Consider the following 15912-nt stretch of genomic DNA (forward strand, 5'->3'; position numbering starts at 1 on the left):
CCGCGCTCTACCCTCCCTCGGTGATCGACCACGGCTACACCGACCGGACCGGCCGCCCCGTCACCCTGCGCGAGGTCACCGACGACACCTGGCGTGCGGTCGCGGACGTCGCGCCGCTCGACGACCAGCGTGACTTCGCTCCCGCGCTCGCGGCCCGCTATCTCCTCCTCACCTCGCGCGAGGACACCTGGCACTCACTCGCCGTCCACGCCGGGGACGTCCCGCGCGGCCACGTGATGTGGGCCCGGGACGAGGACGGTTCGTACTGGATCGGCGGGATGCTGATCGACGGGCCCGAGCAGGGCACGGGAATCGGGCGGGCCGCCGCGCGCACGCTCGCCCAGTGGCTGGCGGGCCGCGACGGCTGCGAGGTGATCCGGCTGTCGTACGCCCCGGGCAACACGGCCGCGGCGGCGCTCTGGACCTCGCTGGGGTTCCGGCCGACGGGTGAGGCCGAGGACGACGAGGTGGTCGCGGAGGCGCCCGCCTCCGCCGTCGTGCGCGGATGACGGAGCGAGGGATCAGGGGACGGCCGAGCTGTTCGCGGACCGCACCGTTCCGAGGAACGGCCGGGCACGTCCGGAGACCTCCCGCTCAACTCGTGTGCAGCATCAGTCCGATACCCACCACCATCAGTCCGGCAGCCGCGATCCGCGGAGCCCCGAAGCGCTCCTTGAAGAACAGCGTCCCTATCGCGGCACCCACGATGATCGAGGACTCCCGCAGCGCGGCGACCGGGGCGAGCGGGGCCTTCGTCTGGGCCCACAGGACGAGACCGTAGGCCGCGACCGACAGGGCGGCACCCAGCAGCCCCCGTGCGACGAACGGGCGTAGCCGAGACAGGAGTTCGCCCCGCCTGCGCGCGTAGGCGTACGCGGGGACGGCGAGGCCCTGCACCGTCATCAGCCAGCCGATGTAGCCGACCGGTGTCCCCGCGGCACGTACCCCGACCCCGTCGACCGTGGTGTACCCGGCGATGGCCAGCCCCGTCGCGAGGGCCGCCAGGACCGCCGTCCGGTGAGGCCGGCTGCCGGAGCCGCGGATGCCCCACAGCGCGAGCCCGACGAGTCCGGCCGAGGCCACGGCCACGCCCGCAGTCGCCCAGCCGTCCGGGACCTCACCGACGAAGGCGGCCGCCAGCACCGTCACGACGAGCGGGGCCGTGCCCCGGGCGATCGGGTACATCTGACCGAAGTCGCCCAGGGTGAACGAGCGCATCAGCAGCAGCATGTACGCCACGTGCAGGACCGCCGACGCGAACAGATACGGCCAGGCGCCGGCCGCGGGGAGCGGCGCGAGGCAGACCAGTACCGCTCCGATCAGCGCCCCGCCGCCCGAGATCAGGGTGAAGGAGAGCAACTGGTCACGTATGGCGTGCGCGATGGCGTTCCAGCTCGCGTGTGTGATCGCGGCGGCCAGGACGGCCGCCGCCACCAGCGGGGTCACGCGGTCCGCTCACGCACGTCCACGAGGGTGCCGCCCGCGAGATCGACCAGGGCGGTGGGAGACATCCGGAAGACGGCGTGCGGATGGCCGGCCGCCGCCCACACCTCGGCGTGGCCGAGCAGCCCCCGGTCGGCCAGCACCCGGGTCTTCGTGCGGTGGCCGAAGGGCGGCACGCCGCCGATCGCGTAACCGGTGGTCTCGCGGACCAGGCCGGCCCGGGCCCGCTCGACCTTCACGGCACCCAGCTCGTCGCGTACGAGTTCGAGGTCCACCCGTGAGGAGCCGTCCATCAGGACCAGGACGGGCACGCCGTCCGCCTCGAAGATCAGGGACTTGACGATCTGGCCGAGTCCGCAACCGATCGCCGCGGCGGCCTCGACGGCGGTGCGGGTGGCGTCGGGGAAGCGGCGCACCTCGACGTCGAGGCCCAGTTCCCGCAGCGCTTCGGCGAACCGGGGGTGGGCTTCGGAGGTGGTCGTGGCGGGGGTGGTGTCGGAAGTGCTCATGTCCCGCACGCTACTGAACCGGATCCGCGGCGGACCACAGCGTTTTCGGCGGTCGCGTCGATCGTCACCCGGACCGCCCCGCCCGCCCGGTGCTCTCGCGTCCGCCCGACCCCGCGTCCGTGGGTCACGACCCCGCGCGCAGCACCGCCGCCACCACCGGGCCCGCCGCGTCCCCGCCGTGGCCGCCGGACTGGACGACCGCCGCCGCCGCGAGGTCGTCGCTGAAGCCGGTGAACCAGCTGTTGGACGTGCCCTGTCCGTCGACCTCGGCCGAGCCCGTCTTGGCGCCCTTGTCACCGCCGACCGAGGCCATGGCCGTCTTGCCGGTGCCCCAGGAGGCGGTGGCCCGCATCATGTCGTTCAGCTGTCGGGTGACGTTCGGCGACAGGGAGCGGGACGCGGTCGCGAGCTGCCGGTCGTCCAGGTCCTGGGGGACGATCACCGGCTGGTGGAACGTGCCGGTCCGGGCGGTCGCGGTGATCGACGCGATGTTGAGCGCGTTCATCTGGACGGTGCCCTGACCTATGTACTGGGCCGCCGCCTCACCGCCGGTCTCTTCGGGCACGCTGCCGTCGAAGGACGTGATGCCGGTCTTCCAGTCGAGCCCGATCCCGAAGACGTCGCGGGCCTCCGCGGGCAGCGCGGAGTCGTCCTCGGTGTCGTCGATCAGCTTGATGAGGGCGGTGTTGCAGGAGCGGGCGAAGCTGGTGACGAACGGGTCGGTGGGCGGAAGCTCGAAGTGGTCCAGGTTGTGGAACGTACGGCCCTGGTACAGGACTTCCTTGGGGCACTCCGTCGGTCCGTTCGCCGTGACCAGGCCCTTCTCCAGGAGCATCGCGGCGGTGACGATCTTCAGCGTGGAGCCGGGCGCCTGCTTGCCCTGCATCGCCGCGTTGAACCCGGTCGCCGGGTTGTTCGCGACGGCGCGGATGGATCCGGTGGACGGCCTCACGGCCACCACGGAGGCCCCGCTGAACTGTTTGACCGCCTTCTCGGCCGCCGCCTGGGCGTCCGCGTCGAGCGTGGTCTGCAGCTTTCCGGGCTTCCCTTCGGCGAGCGTCAGCAGCGTGGTGTTCGCCGCGGAGCCGCCCGCGGGCTCGATCCAGGTCTCGACGCCCGGGGAACCGCCGGTGCTGTCCCCGTACTTCTCGCGCAGGCTGTCCAGGATCGGCCCCAGCGACGGGTACTTCTCCTTGTCGAGCACCTTGCCGTCGTGGTCGACGGCCTCGATCGCGGCCGTCGACGACTCGCCGGTCCTCAGCACCGCGCCTTCGGTCAGCTGCGGATGGATCACCGTGGGCTGCCAGTCGACGAGCGCCTTGCCGCTGGTCAGGCCGCGCACCACGGTCAGCTCCGAGGAGTACGACCAGGGCTTGGTCCTCCCCTCGTACGACACCGTGGCCTTCACCGTGTACGGCACCTTCGTGCCGACGGCGGGACCCGGTGTGATCACCGCCTTCGTGACGTGGGCGTCCGAGGCGTAGCCGGCCAGCAGCGGCTCGGCGACTGCCTCGTTGTTCGTGAGGAGTGCCGCGGCCGTGGCGTCGCCGGACGCCCAGGCCTCGAGGAAGCCCTTGGCGGTCTCCTGGATCTCCTCCTTGCCCGGCGGCCCGGTCCTCACCTCCGAGGACGCGGAGGCGGTCTGCGTGTCCCCCGTCCCGCCACCCCCCAGCACCACCTCGTACACGCCGTAGCCGAGCCCCCCGGCCACCAGCACGAACACCCCGCCGACCATCGCGACCTTGACTCCACTGCGCATGTGCGCGATCCCCTCCCCGTGAGCTCTCTTGAACGTGTTCAAGGGAGCATTTCTTCGGCACTGTACGGGACACGGGTGGGCCCTGTGACGGTTGTTACCGGACCGCGACGCACCCCCGAGAGAGCGCTTTCCGTTCACTGCGTCAGGTTCCGGCCACGCCGGGCGGGTGAGCCGGCGGGGTGCCGGACCCCTCCACGACCACAGCCCACTGCCCGTCCACGGACCACTCGGCAGTGGTCCGCGAACGGGCAGTGGGCTGTTCCGCGTGTCTCCGCGACCGCCGTCCTACACCCAGGTGTCCAGCCACATCCGGTCGCGCCAGGAGCCGTCCGGGATCGACGTGCCCGTGTACAAGGGCCAGAAGTAGACGAAGTTCCAGACGATCAGCAGCACCAGGACACCCGCCGCGATCGTGCCCAGAGTGCGTCTGCGCTCACCCGTCGGGTCGGCGCTCCTGCCCGTCCCCGGGCCGTGCCGGGTGCCCGTGCCGACCGCCGGGCCGATGAGGGCGCCGATCATCATCGTGACCGCCAGGCACAGGAACGGCACGAACACGACCGCGTAGAAGAGGAAGATCGTCCGCTCCTGGTAGAAGAACCAGGGCACCCAGCCCGCCGCCACCCCGCAGGCGATCGCGCCCGCCCGCCAGTCGCGGCGGAAGAACCAGCGCCACAGGACGTACAGCAGCGCCACGCAGGCCGCCCACCACAGCATCGGCGTCCCGAGTGCCAGGACCTCGCGGGCGCACTTGCCGGTCCCGGACGTGAGACAGCCCGTCTGCTCCTCGTAGAAGTACGAGACGGGGCGGCCCAGCACGATCCAGCTCCACGGATTGGACTGGTAGGTGTGGCCGGAGGTGAGGCCGACGTGGAACTCGTAGACCTGGTACTCGTAGTGCCACAGGCTGCGCAGCCAGTCCGGCAGCCAGGTCCAGCTGCCGCCCTTGCCCCCGGTGGCCGCCCAGTTGCGGTAGTACCCCTTGTCCGTGACGATCCAGCCGGTCCACGAGACCAGGTACGTGCCGATGGCGACCGGCACGGTGGAGACGAACGCGGGCAGCAGGTCCTTGAGGGCCACGGCCCGGTACGGCTGCACCGCGCCCGCCGTGCGCCTCGCGCCGACGTCCCAGAGCACCGCCATCACGCCGAACGCGGCCAGGATGTAGAGCCCGTTCCACTTCGTGGCGAAGGCCAGACCGAGCATCAGGCCGGCCGTGATCCGCCACGGGCGCCACCCCAGCCGGAGCGTTTCGGCGATATGGGCGTCCGGGCGCAGGATCCCGTCCTCGTCGACCGGGAGCGCCGCGGCCAGCTTCCGGCGGGACCGGTCACGGTCGACGAGGAGGCAGCCGAAGGCCGCGAGGACGAAGAACATCAGCACCAGGTCGAGCAGCGCGGTGCGGCTCATCACGAAGTGCAGCCCGTCCACGGCCAGCAGGGTCCCCGCCAGGCAGCCCAGGAAGGTCGAGCGGAACAGCCGGCGGCCGATGCGGCACAGCATCAGAACCGAGAGCGTCCCGAGCAGCGCCACCATGAAGCGCCAGCCGAACGGCGTGAAGCCGAACAGCTGCTCACCGAACCCGATGATCCACTTGCCGACCGGCGGATGGACGACGTAGCCCGGGTCCACCGGGATGTCCACCGAGGACGGGTCCTTCAGGATCAGCTTGTCGACGTCCTTGGGCCAGGAACCCTCGTACCCCTGGTTGACCAGGGCCCAGGCGTCCTTGGCGTAGTACGTCTCGTCGAATATCACCGCCTTCGGACTGCCCAGGTTCCAGAACCGCAGCACCCCGGCCACCAGCGCCACCAGCAGCGGACCGCCCCAGGCGGACCAGCGCACCAGGTGTCCGGCGAGGGTCGGGGGCACCGCGAGCACGTTCCAGAACTGGCCGCCCGGGCGCGTGTAGGGCGGGTCCAGGCGCTCGCGCAGCCCCGTCTCCGGCCGTGGGGAATGGCCGAAGCGGCGCAGCCGCTGCTGCCAGGAAGGCGGCTGGTCGCCGGCGTGGTCCCCGGCGTCGTTGCCCTGCTGGGCTTCGGGCGCAGTACTCGTCACCGCGCCATCGTAGGGAACGCATCTGTGCGAGTGGTGCCGCCCGTGCTGGGAGGATGGCCGATGTGACTGGAACGACTGGAACGCTCGTACTCGCAGGGACCCCCATCGGCGACGTGGCGGACGCCCCGCCACGGCTCGCCGCCGAGCTGGAGACGGCCGACGTCGTGGCCGCCGAGGACACCCGGCGGCTGCGCAGGCTCACCCAGGCGCTGGGCATCCACACGACGGGGCGTGTCGTGTCCTACTTCGAGGGCAACGAGTCCGCGCGCACGCCCGAGCTCGTGGAGGCGCTGGCCGGCGGGGCGCGCGTCCTGCTCGTCACCGACGCGGGCATGCCGTCGGTCTCCGACCCCGGCTACCGGCTCGTCGCCGCCGCCGTGGAGCAGGACATCAAGGTGACCGCCGTGCCGGGCCCCTCGGCCGTGCTGACCGCGCTCGCGCTGTCCGCCCTGCCCGTGGACCGCTTCTGCTTCGAGGGCTTCCTGCCGCGCAAGGCGGGCGAACGGCTCGGGAAGCTGCGCGAGGTCGCCGACGAGCGCCGCACGATGGTGTTCTTCGAGGCCCCGCACCGGCTGGACGACACCCTGGCCGCCATGGCCGAGGTGTTCGGCGCCGACCGCAGGGCCGCCGTGTGCCGGGAACTGACCAAGACGTACGAGGAGGTCAAGCGCGGCCCCCTGGGCGATCTGGCCGTCTGGGCGGCCGAGGGCGTTCGCGGCGAGATCACCGTCGTCGTCGAGGGCGCCACGGACTCCGGGAACGAAGGACTCGACGCCGCCGAGCTGGTACGCAGGGTGCAGGTGCGCGAGGAGGCGGGGGAGCGGCGCAAGGAGGCCATCGCGGCGGTCGCCGCCGAGGCGGGGCTGCCCAAGCGGGAGGTCTTCGATGCGGTGGTCGCGGCAAAGAACGCGGCTCGGACCGGCCAGGATCAGGGCAAGGGACTAGCCTGAAATGTAAAGCCCGAGCCGCGAACCGGGCCCTTCGGCCACGGATAGGCCAAAAGCGTTCCAACACTCGGCAGACCTGGTGCTCCGTCGCCGGTGAGGGCGTCCACTTGAGGGTGGAACGCACCATCCGGAGTGCTTGTCCGGAGTGCTTCTCCATCGGACAAGAGGAGCGGGCATGAGTGAGATCGCAGCACCCACCGTGCACGAGGCGTACGCCTTCGCCTGCATGCGGTGCGGTTACGGCTGGGAACAGGCCTACGAGATAGAGCACCACGTCGACGGCTCGGGCAACGCCTTCGTGGTCTACAAGGCGGACGGGCAGCCCGTGCCCTCACCGCTGTCCACCCCCACCTGCGCGAGGTGCGGCGGCCATGTCGTCCGGATCATGCGGGCCGGTCGGGTGTCCACGGTCCAGCAGTTGCTCCGGCCCCCGCAGACCGTACCCGGGAAGAAGCCCGTCGAGGAGCCGGCGGCGGAGGAGATGGCCGTCGCGGCGGTGCGCGCCCCCGGGCCCGAGGCGCACCACTGGCACCTGTCCGACCTGCTGCGTCCCTTCCACCGGCGGTGAGAGGAAGCTCATGCCCTCGTAGAGTCGGGGGCATGAGCCGTACCGAAGCCCCGCCGCTCCCCGAACCCCTCAGGGTTCCGGTCGCCGATTCGCACACCCACCTGGACATGCAGGACGGAACCGTCGAGGAGGGCCTGGCCCGCGCCGCGGCGGTCAACGTCACCACCGTCGTCCAGGTGGGCTGCGACGTGAAGGGCTCGCACTGGGCCGCCGAGACCGCCGCCGCCCACCCGTCCGTCCACGCCTCCGTCGCCCTGCACCCCAACGAGGCGCCCCGCATCGTGCACGGCGACCCCGAGGGCACCGCCCGCCAGGGCGCGCGCGAGCCCGGCGGGAAGGCGGCACTCGACGAGGCGCTCGCCGAGATCGACGCCCTGGCCGCCCTCGCCCACGTACGCGCGGTCGGCGAGACCGGCCTGGACTTCTTCCGTACGGGCCCCGAGGGCGTCGCCGCCCAGGAGGAGTCCTTCCGGGCGCACATCGAGATCGCCAAGCGGCACGGCAAGGCCCTGGTCATTCACGACCGGGAGGCCCACGCGGACGTGCTGCGCGTCCTCGCCGACGCGGGCGCCCCGGAGCGGACCGTCTTCCACTGCTACTCGGGAGACGCCGAGATGGCCCGGACCTGCGCGGCGGCGGGCTACTTCATGTCCTTCGCCGGCAACGTCACCTTCAAGAACGCGCAGCCGCTGCGCGACGCGCTGGCCGTCGTCCCCGCCGAGCTCGTGCTCGTCGAGACGGACGCCCCCTTCCTCACCCCCGCGCCGTACCGCGGCCGGCCCAACGCGCCCTACCTGATCCCGGTCACGCTCCGCGCCATGGCCGAGGTGCGGAACACCGACGAGGACACCCTGGCCGCCGCCGTCTACGACAACACCGCGCGGGCGTTCGACTTCTGACGCCCTCGCCGGCCCGTGTGCGGTCCGTCCGACACATGCGGTAATCGTACGACTTTGGACGGTGACGGAGCCTCGGCTATCGTGCCCGCGCAACGGGGTGGGCAGGGCCGGAACGTCTGGAGCGTCGTGGGCCATTCGCAGGGCAGTCACCGCGCGCCGCGCGGCAGTCGGCGCACGACGCGGGCCGTGGCGCGGATTCCCGCCCCGCCCGCGGCTCCGCCGCGCTCCCTCCACGAGGAGCGGACGATCGTCGCGCGGCTGCGGCCGGGCCCGCCGCAGGTCCACGACCCCACCGTCGTGGACACCCCGCTGCCGGCCCGGCTCCCCGCCCCGCGCCGGGAACCCGCCGGGCACCGGGCGGCCGCGCGGCACCGCGGTGCCCCGGAGAGCCTGCGGCGGATCGTCCCGCGCGCCCTGGTCGTCGCCGTCCTGGCCGGCGGGACCGTCGCGTTCCTCGCCCAGGACAAGGCCGTCCGCGTCAGCGTCGACGGGACCTCGCACACCCTGCACACCTTCGCCGACGACGTCGGGGAGCTCCTCGACGCGGAGGGCGTCACGGTCGGCGCCCGGGACACCGTCGCCCCCGCCCCCGCCACGGGGCTCGACGACGGCGACGAGATCGTCGTCCGGCGTGAGACACGCGGCTTCGGACCCGTACCGGGCCGTGCCCCCTGGGTCCCGCGGCGGCCGTAGGCTTAACGGGTGAGCACCACTGAGCCCGACGCCCTCCTGGGCCCCGCAGACATCCGCGAGCTGGCCGCAGCGCTGGGCGTACGCCCCACCAAGCAGCGCGGCCAGAACTTCGTCATCGACGCCAACACGGTCCGCAGGATCGTACGGACCGCAGAGGTGCGGCCCGACGACGTGGTGGTCGAGGTCGGGCCCGGCCTGGGCTCGCTGACCCTGGCCCTGCTGGAGGCCGCCGACCGGGTCGTCGCCGTGGAGATCGACGACGTGCTCGCCGGCGCCCTGCCGGCCACGGTCGCCGCCCGGCTGCCGGGGCGCGCCGAGCGCTTCGCCCTGGTCCACTCGGACGCGATGCTCGTCACCGAGCTGCCGGGCCCGGCGCCGACCGCACTCGTCGCCAACCTGCCGTACAACGTCGCCGTGCCGGTGCTGCTCACCATGCTGGAGCGGTTCCCCAGCATCGAGCGGACGCTCGTGATGGTGCAGGCCGAGGTCGCCGACCGGCTGGCCGCACGCCCCGGCAACAAGGTCTACGGCGTCCCGTCGGTCAAGGCCAACTGGTACGCCGACGTCAAGCGCGCCGGATCGATCGGCCGCACGGTGTTCTGGCCCGCGCCCAACGTCGACTCCGGGCTGGTGTCCCTGGTCCGGCGTACGGAACCCATCCGCACGACCGCGAGCAGGACCGAGGTCTTCGCCGTCGTGGACGCCGCCTTCGCCCAGCGCCGCAAGACGCTGCGCGCGGCACTGTCGGGCTGGGCGGGCTCCGCGCCCGCCGCCGAGGCCGCCCTCACCGCCGCCGGGATCTCGCCGCAGGCGCGTGGTGAGGCGCTCACCGTCGAGGAGTTCGCCGCCATCGCCGAGAACAAGCCGGAGCCGTCCGCATGACCCGCAGCGTCACCGTCCGCGTACCCGCCAAGGTCAACGCGCAGCTCGCGGTGGGCGCCCCCCGCCCCGACGGCTTCCACGACCTGGCCAACGTCTTCCTCGCCGTCGGCCTCTACGACGAGGTCACCGTCACCCCGGCCGACGCCCTGCGCGTCACCTGCTCCGGACCGGACGCCGATCAGGTGCCGCTGGACGCCACGAACCTGGCGGCCCGCGCCGCGATCGCCCTGGCCGCCCGGCACGGCGTCGCCCCCGATGTGCACATCCACATCACCAAGGACATTCCCGTCGCCGGTGGCATGGCCGGCGGCAGCGCCGACGGCGCCGCCGCCCTGCTGGCCTGCGACACCCTGTGGGGCACCGGCGCGAGCCGGGAGGAACTCCTGGAGATCTGCGCCGAACTGGGCAGCGACGTGCCGTTCAGCCTGGTCGGCGGGGCGGCGCTCGGTGTCGGCCGGGGCGAGCGGCTGACCGCCGTCGAGGTCGGCGGCACCTTCCACTGGGTCTTCGCCGTCGCCGACGGCGGACTCTCCACCCCGGCCGTGTACGGCGAGTTCGACCGCCTGACCGCCGGCACCGACGTCCCCGAGCCGGCCGCGTCGCCCGCGCTCCTGACCGCCCTGCGCAAGGGGGACGCCACCGCGCTCGCGGACGCCCTCGGCAACGACCTCCAGGCCGCCGCCCTCTCCCTGCGCCCCTCGCTCGCCGACACCCTCGCGGCGGGCACCGCCGCGGGCGCCCTGGCCGCACTGGTCTCGGGTTCCGGGCCGACCACGGCGTTCCTGACCGCCGACGAGGAGTCGGCGCGCAGGGTCGCCGACGCCCTGCTGGCGTCGGGCACGTGCCGCAGCGCGCGGGTCGCGCCGTCGCCCGCCCCGGGGGCCACCGTCGTCTGACCGCCGGTACTCATCCGGAAACTGAGTACGGTCGCGCTGACGCCCTTCCGGGGCGCGGCGCGACCGTACGCGCTGGGGAGCGACCCCGACCGCCGTCGCCATGGCACTCCGCGGCCGGGTTCCGGTCGAGCGGCGCGGAGGCGGGGACCGGTGGGATACCGCTCAGCGGCCGTAGTGGTAACGGCACGAGACGAGACGTACCTCGTCCTCGGCCACGCGGTAGACGAGCCGGTGTTCGTCACTGATCCGGCGCGACCAGTAACCGTGGAAACCGTGCCGCAGAGGCTCCGGTTTGCCGATGCCTTCGTTTCCGTTCCGGACGATGTTTTGGACCAGGGCGTTGATCCGCTTGAGAACCTTCCGGTCCTGGGTCTGCCACCACACGTAGTCCGCCCACGCGCTTTCGTGCCAGACAAGCTTCATTCGAGAAGCTCCTGAACAGTCCCGCCACCGTTCTCGAGGTCATCGATGGCAGCAAGGACGCGGCGCGCGTTCTCGGGGCTGCGATAGAGGTAAGCAGTTTCCTTCATGGACTCGTACTCGTCGAGTGCCACGATCACCACGGGTTCGTGACCGGCGCGCGTCACTATCACTTCTTCGCGGTCGTTGACGACAGCGTTCAGCGTCTCGGCGTACTTGGCCCGTGATTCGGTGTAGGTCATCGTGCGCACAGCAGGCCTCCTCGGAACGTACGGAAATCTGTACGTACAGGAAAGTGTACTTGTGGTCCCCGGTGAGGGGCCAGATGTCCGGCCGACACCCGCAGATCCTCAGCCCAGCTTCAGTGTCTTCCTCGCCAGCTCGTACGCCGGGAGCATCTCCTCGTGCTCCGTGGAGTCCAGCCCGCCCAGGTGCACCACGATCGGGCCGTCCGGGGTGGCGACCGCGAAGGCACGCTCAGGCTTGTCCTCGTCCATCAGCTCGGAGCGCACCGTGTAGGTGACCTCCGAGGCCGGCACCAGCCCGGCCTCGGTCTCCTCGTAGGAGGCCTCGGCCGCGTTCGGGGCGCCGGCCAGGAAGTCCTCCAGTGCGGCGCGCGGGGCGGTGCCGGAACCCTCGCCCTGCCACACACGGATGTAGCCGATGTTCCCGGCCGGCTTGGCGTCGATCTCGCAGACCATCGTGGCCGAGCCCTGCTGCCCCAGTTCCGCGAACTCGGACCCGGGCTCCACCTCCACGGCTTCCGGCTTCCAGTCCACCGCGAGGTCGAACGTCACCGGCAGTTCGCAGGCCGAGCCCTTCCCGCCGATGGTGGCGCCCTTCTCCGGGGCGGCGCCCGTCGCGGCCGCCGCAGGGGAGCCGGCCGCGTTCCCACCGGGGTCCACGCCCGTGTCCGTGCCGCCGTCGGACGACGAACAGCCGGCGAGCGCCAAGGCCGCCGCGACCGCCGGAATCAGTGCCCGTACCGTCCCGCGCATCATGAAGTCCCCACCCCAGAGATGATCCGAACCGCTCCGACCTGGGGTTACGTCCCATGATCGATCGCCGCACGCTATCGCACCCCGCGCGGCGACTACTCTGGGACGTCGAGCGGTCCCCGACGCAGGGATCCCCGAGGCAGGAGTGAAATGGCCGTCAATCTGGTCAATGTCGAGCAGGTCAGCAAGGTGTACGGCACCCGTGCCCTGCTCGACGGTGTATCCCTCGGGGTGTCCGAGGGCGACCGGATCGGCGTCGTCGGCCGTAACGGCGACGGCAAGACGACGCTCATCCGGATGCTCGCCAAGCTGGAGGAGGCGGACACCGGCCGGGTCACCCACAACGGCGGGCTGCGCCTCGGCGTCCTCACCCAGCACGACTCGCTGGACCCGGAGGCCACCATCCGGCACGAGGTGATCGGCGACCTCGCGGACCACGAGTGGGCGGGCAGCGCCAAGATCCGCGACGTGCTGACCGGGCTCTTCGGCGGCCTCGCCCTCCCCGGCTTCGAGCACGGCCTGGACACCGTCATCGCCCCGCTCTCCGGTGGTGAGCGGCGCCGGATCGCCCTCGCGAAGCTGCTGATCGGCGAGCCGGACCTGATCGTGCTCGACGAGCCCACCAACCACCTCGACGTCGAGGGCATCTCCTGGCTCGCCGGACACCTGCGGGCCCGGCGCTCCGCGCTCGTCTGCGTCACCCACGACCGGTGGTTCCTGGACCAGGTCTGCACCCGTATGTGGGACGTCCAGCGCGGCTCGGTCCACGAGTACGAGGGCGGCTACAGCGACTACGTGTTCGCCCGGGCCGAGCGGGAGCGGATCGCCGCGACCGAGGAGTCCAAGCGGCAGAACCTGATGCGCAAGGAGCTGGCCTGGCTGCGGCGCGGCGCTCCCGCCCGTACGTCCAAGCCGCGCTACCGCATCGAGGCCGCCAACGAACTGATCGCCGACGTGCCGCCCCCGCGCGACACGAGCGAGCTGATGAAGTTCGCCAACGCGCGGCTCGGCAAGACCGTCTTCGACCTGGAGGACGTGACCGTCCAGGCCGGTCCCAAGACCCTGCTCACCCACCTCACCTGGCAGCTCGGCCCCGGTGACCGCATCGGCCTGGTCGGCGTGAACGGCGCGGGCAAGACCTCGCTGCTGCGCGCGCTCGCCGAGGCGTCCCGCAGCCAGGGCGACGTGCAGCCCGCCGACGGGAAGGTCGTCGTCGGCAAGACGGTCAAGCTCGCCTACCTCTCCCAGGAGGTCGCGGAACTCAACCCGAACCTTCGGGTGCTCGAAGCCGTCCAGCAGGTGCGCGACCGCGTCGATCTCGGCAAGGGCCGGGAGATGACGGCCGGACAGCTCTGCGAGCAGTTCGGCTTCGCCAAGGAGAAGCAGTGGACCCCGGTCGGCGACCTGTCCGGTGGTGAGCGGCGCCGTCTGCAGATCCTGCGTCTGCTGATGGACGAGCCCAACGTCCTCTTCCTCGACGAGCCCACCAACGACCTGGACATCGAGACGCTGACCCAGCTCGAGGACCTCCTCGACGGCTGGCCCGGGTCGATGATCGTGATCTCCCACGACCGGTTCTTCATCGAGCGGACCACGGACAAGGTGATGGCGCTCCTCGGCGACCGCGCGCTGCGGATGCTGCCGCGCGGCATCGACGAGTACATCGAACGCCGGCAGCGCATGGAGGCGACGGCGACGCCCGCGTCCTTCGCCGGCTCCTCCGCGCCCAAGGCGGCACCGGTCGAGACCGTCTCGCCGCAGGCGGCGCGCGCCGCGAAGAAGGAGCTGCAGAAGGTCGAGCGGCAGCTCGAGAAGATGTCGACGAAGGAGACCTCGCTGCACGCGCAGATCGCCGACAACGCCACCGACTTCGAGAAGGTCGCCAAGCTCGACGCCGAGCTGCGTGAACTGGTCACGGAGCGGGACGTGTTGGAGATGCGCTGGCTGGAGCTTGCCGAGGACGCCTGACGGGCGGCCCGGCCCGGCCGGAGGGGCCAGGACGGGTGGTGGAAAGCAGGACCGCCCGGGTCGGCGTGGCCCTGCGGAGCATGCCAAGGGGGACACGACGATGACCCAGCCGCCACCGGAGGGCTTCGGGGCACCGTACGATCCCCCGCCGGCGCCGGGGTACGGCTACCCGCCCCGGCAGCCGGGCCCGTACACGCAGCCGGGCCCGTACACGCAGCCGTTCGGTCCGCAGTCCGGTCACCCGTATCCGGCACAGCCCGGATACGGATACCCGGCACAGCCCGGACAGGGGTACCCGGCACAGCCGCCGACCGTGCCGATGCCGGGCGGCCCGGCCGGCACGGGTGGCGGTGGTGGACGCCTCACGGGCAGGACCGGCATGGTCGTCGGCGCCGTACTCGCCGTGCTGCTGCTGGCCGGTGGCGGCGTCTGGCTGGCCACGGGGGACGGCGGAGACGGGAAGAAGCCCGTCGCCGGGCCGAGCGGCGACGGCGGTGAGCGGGGCGCCTCGCCCACCGAGGACACGGAAGACGGCAAGGACGACGACAAGGGCGTCGCCGGACCGACCGCCGCCGAACTCGACGCCGGGCGCAAGCCGGGCGAGGCGAAGGTCGCGTGGCTGGCGGAGAACGGCGTCGACCTCCCCGAATACGGGGAGGAGACGCACGGCCCCTGGTTCGCCGGCGGCATCGTCGCCAAGGGCATGTACCGCAAGGTGACCGGTTACGCGATCACCGGCGGGGCCGAGAAGTGGAGCCTGCGGCTGCCCACGGACCTGTGCGCCTCGCCCTCCGCCGCCACCGCCGACGGCAAGGTCGTCGTCGGCATCGAGGACAACGTCTCGGAGAAGGAGGCGTCCTGTTCCGTCCTGCAGATGATCGACCTGCGCACCGGCAAGGCGGGCTGGAGGAAGACGGTCGACAGGGCGGCGATACAGGACGGCCTGTCGAACGTCGCCATGTCGATCAGCGGGGACACGGTGACCTTCGGGCGCAACACCGCCTCGAACGCCTTCAGGGTCAGCGACGGAGAGGAACTGTTCGGCAGGCGTGAAGGTGCCTGTCAGCCCTTCGCCTTCACCGGCGGCGACCGGATGATCGCGGCCGTGACCTGTCAGGCGGAGCCGTCCGATCCCGTCCGTCAGCAGGTCCAGGAGGTCGATCCGGTCACCGGAGCGCCGAAGTGGACGTACGAGCTGCAGCCCGGCTGGTCGGTCGCGCACGTCTACTCCGTGAGCCCGCTCGTCATCTCGGTCCAGCAGCCGGAGAAGTCGACCGTCGTCGTCCTGAACGACGACGGGACCTACCGCTCGCAGATGGTGGGCGGCGCCGGGGGATACGGCGTTCGTTGCGGTGGGGAATCCGTGGGGACGGGCGGCAACCTGGACGGCTGCGCCGGGGTCGCGGCGGACGCCGAGAGGTTCTACCTCTCGGCCCTCCCCGCGACGGGCTCGGGAGCCCGGACGAACGCGGTCGTCGCGTTCGACCTGGCCACCGGCAAGTCGGTGTGGAGGTCGCCCGCACCGGCCGGCCGCCTCCTCTTCCCGCTGCGTACGGAGGACGGGAAGGTGCTGGTCCACCTGGAGGCCCTGTACCGCGAGGGCGGTGAGATCGGCACGCTGGAGCCGTCGACCGGAACGTACGCCACGCTGTTGAAGCACCCGGCCTCGGCGGCCGGGACGGAGAGTTCGCTCTTCGCGCCGAAAGTCGTCTACCGCGACGGCCGTTCCTACCTGCTTCCTCGGCGTATCAGTCTGGACGAGGACGAGGAGGAGAAGGCGGCCACCGCCGTGCTGGTCTTCGGCGAGTGAGCGTGTGACTGCGCGGTTCCCGCGAAACCCGCCTCGTGCGCGTGCAGTTGACGGAGCATGGGGGG

At 72.0% G+C, this 15912-nt stretch carries 16 protein-coding genes; 9 read left to right on the forward strand and 7 right to left on the reverse strand.

From position 1 onward, the window contains the following. Positions 1–20: 20 nt before the first annotated feature. A complete protein-coding gene (locus LWJ43_RS18955; RefSeq protein ID WP_277333421.1) occupies positions 21–509 on the forward strand; it encodes a GNAT family N-acetyltransferase in 489 nt (162 codons plus the stop codon). Positions 510–594: 85 nt separating this feature from the next. Here LWJ43_RS18955 and LWJ43_RS18960 read toward each other — a convergent pair whose 3' ends face one another. The 4 genes from LWJ43_RS18960 to LWJ43_RS18975 all read right to left on the reverse strand — a co-directional run bounded on the left by LWJ43_RS18960 (position 595) and on the right by LWJ43_RS18975 (position 5766). Then, positions 595–1446: a DMT family transporter gene (locus LWJ43_RS18960; protein ID WP_277333422.1), complete on the reverse strand. Its 852-nt coding sequence runs from the start codon at positions 1444–1446 to the stop codon at positions 595–597. Next, a complete protein-coding gene (locus tag LWJ43_RS18965) occupies positions 1443–1952 on the reverse strand; it encodes a YbaK/EbsC family protein (protein WP_277333423.1) in 510 nt (169 codons plus the stop codon). The genes LWJ43_RS18960 and LWJ43_RS18965 overlap by 4 nt, the downstream gene beginning before the upstream one ends. Positions 1953–2076: 124 nt before the next feature. After that, positions 2077–3711: a penicillin-binding transpeptidase domain-containing protein gene (locus LWJ43_RS18970; protein WP_277333424.1), complete on the reverse strand. Its 1635-nt coding sequence runs from the start codon at positions 3709–3711 to the stop codon at positions 2077–2079. Between the two features lie 285 nt (positions 3712–3996). Then, a complete protein-coding gene (locus tag LWJ43_RS18975) occupies positions 3997–5766 on the reverse strand; it encodes a dolichyl-phosphate-mannose--protein mannosyltransferase (RefSeq protein WP_277333425.1) in 1770 nt (589 codons plus the stop codon). Positions 5767–5819: 53 nt separating this feature from the next. On the opposite strand from LWJ43_RS18975, the gene rsmI reads away from it, so the two are divergent. The 6 genes from rsmI (at position 5820) to LWJ43_RS19005 (ending at position 10651) form a co-directional block, all read left to right on the forward strand. Then, positions 5820–6716 (forward strand): 16S rRNA (cytidine(1402)-2'-O)-methyltransferase, encoded by an 897-nt coding sequence (gene rsmI / locus LWJ43_RS18980; RefSeq protein ID WP_277333426.1) that lies wholly within the window; start codon positions 5820–5822, stop codon positions 6714–6716. Positions 6717–6888: 172 nt separating this feature from the next. Continuing rightward, positions 6889–7281 (forward strand): hypothetical protein, encoded by a 393-nt coding sequence (locus tag LWJ43_RS18985; RefSeq protein WP_277333427.1) that lies wholly within the window; start codon positions 6889–6891, stop codon positions 7279–7281. A 32-nt stretch (positions 7282–7313) separates the two neighbouring features. Next, positions 7314–8180: a TatD family hydrolase gene (locus tag LWJ43_RS18990; protein ID WP_277333428.1), complete on the forward strand. Its 867-nt coding sequence runs from the start codon at positions 7314–7316 to the stop codon at positions 8178–8180. A 186-nt stretch (positions 8181–8366) separates the two neighbouring features. After that, positions 8367–8873 carry a ubiquitin-like domain-containing protein gene (locus LWJ43_RS33095; protein ID WP_462100893.1) on the forward strand — a complete coding sequence of 169 codons (507 nt, stop codon included), beginning with the start codon at positions 8367–8369 and terminating at the stop codon, positions 8871–8873. 9 nt (positions 8874–8882) lie between these two features. Further along, positions 8883–9755: a 16S rRNA (adenine(1518)-N(6)/adenine(1519)-N(6))-dimethyltransferase RsmA gene (gene rsmA / locus LWJ43_RS19000; protein ID WP_277333429.1), complete on the forward strand. Its 873-nt coding sequence runs from the start codon at positions 8883–8885 to the stop codon at positions 9753–9755. Further along, a complete protein-coding gene (locus LWJ43_RS19005) occupies positions 9752–10651 on the forward strand; it encodes a 4-(cytidine 5'-diphospho)-2-C-methyl-D-erythritol kinase (RefSeq protein WP_277333430.1) in 900 nt (299 codons plus the stop codon). The genes rsmA and LWJ43_RS19005 overlap by 4 nt, the downstream gene beginning before the upstream one ends. A 162-nt stretch (positions 10652–10813) precedes the next feature. Here LWJ43_RS19005 and LWJ43_RS19010 read toward each other — a convergent pair whose 3' ends face one another. From LWJ43_RS19010 to LWJ43_RS19020, 3 genes are all read right to left on the reverse strand, one after another. Then, positions 10814–11074 carry a Txe/YoeB family addiction module toxin gene (locus LWJ43_RS19010; protein ID WP_277333431.1) on the reverse strand — a complete coding sequence of 87 codons (261 nt, stop codon included), beginning with the start codon at positions 11072–11074 and terminating at the stop codon, positions 10814–10816. Next, a complete protein-coding gene (locus LWJ43_RS19015; RefSeq protein ID WP_277333432.1) occupies positions 11071–11322 on the reverse strand; it encodes a type II toxin-antitoxin system Phd/YefM family antitoxin in 252 nt (83 codons plus the stop codon). The genes LWJ43_RS19010 and LWJ43_RS19015 overlap by 4 nt, the downstream gene beginning before the upstream one ends. Before the next feature lie 99 nt (positions 11323–11421). After that, complete coding sequence (locus LWJ43_RS19020) at positions 11422–12072, reverse strand: lipoprotein (RefSeq protein WP_277333433.1); 651 nt, start codon at positions 12070–12072, stop codon at positions 11422–11424. A gap of 147 nt (positions 12073–12219) precedes the next feature. Here LWJ43_RS19020 and LWJ43_RS19025 point away from each other — a divergent pair, with 147 nt between their 5' ends. Together LWJ43_RS19025 and LWJ43_RS19030 are read left to right on the forward strand one after the other, a co-directional pair. Then, positions 12220–14037 carry an ABC-F family ATP-binding cassette domain-containing protein gene (locus LWJ43_RS19025; protein WP_277333434.1) on the forward strand — a complete coding sequence of 606 codons (1818 nt, stop codon included), beginning with the start codon at positions 12220–12222 and terminating at the stop codon, positions 14035–14037. 100 nt (positions 14038–14137) lie between these two features. After that, the gene (locus LWJ43_RS19030) at positions 14138–15847 is read left to right on the forward strand and encodes an outer membrane protein assembly factor BamB family protein (protein ID WP_277333435.1); all 1710 of its coding nucleotides are present in this window, start codon (positions 14138–14140) and stop codon (positions 15845–15847) included. Positions 15848–15912: the final 65 nt, after the last annotated feature.

Origin of the sequence: Streptomyces sp. JH34 (assembly GCF_029428875.1) — a bacterium.
Lineage (GTDB): Bacteria > Actinomycetota > Actinomycetes > Streptomycetales > Streptomycetaceae > Streptomyces.

Bases quoted from the DNA above. Each gene is read 5' to 3' on its own strand.
- LWJ43_RS18965 (WP_277333423.1), bottom strand. From the start codon at position 1,952: ATGAGCACTTCCGACACCACCCCCGCCACGACCACCTCCGAAGCCCAC.
- LWJ43_RS18970 (WP_277333424.1), bottom strand. From the start codon at position 3,711: ATGCGCAGTGGAGTCAAGGTCGCGATGGTCGGCGGGGTGTTCGTGCTG.
- rsmI (WP_277333426.1), top strand. From the start codon at position 5,820: ATGGCCGATGTGACTGGAACGACTGGAACGCTCGTACTCGCAGGGACC.
- LWJ43_RS18985 (WP_277333427.1), top strand. From the start codon at position 6,889: ATGAGTGAGATCGCAGCACCCACCGTGCACGAGGCGTACGCCTTCGCC.
- LWJ43_RS18990 (WP_277333428.1), top strand. From the start codon at position 7,314: ATGAGCCGTACCGAAGCCCCGCCGCTCCCCGAACCCCTCAGGGTTCCG.
- LWJ43_RS19005 (WP_277333430.1), top strand. From the start codon at position 9,752: ATGACCCGCAGCGTCACCGTCCGCGTACCCGCCAAGGTCAACGCGCAG.
- LWJ43_RS19010 (WP_277333431.1), bottom strand. From the start codon at position 11,074: ATGAAGCTTGTCTGGCACGAAAGCGCGTGGGCGGACTACGTGTGGTGG.
- LWJ43_RS19020 (WP_277333433.1), bottom strand. From the start codon at position 12,072: ATGATGCGCGGGACGGTACGGGCACTGATTCCGGCGGTCGCGGCGGCC.
- LWJ43_RS19025 (WP_277333434.1), top strand. From the start codon at position 12,220: ATGGCCGTCAATCTGGTCAATGTCGAGCAGGTCAGCAAGGTGTACGGC.
- LWJ43_RS19030 (WP_277333435.1), top strand. From the start codon at position 14,138: ATGACCCAGCCGCCACCGGAGGGCTTCGGGGCACCGTACGATCCCCCG.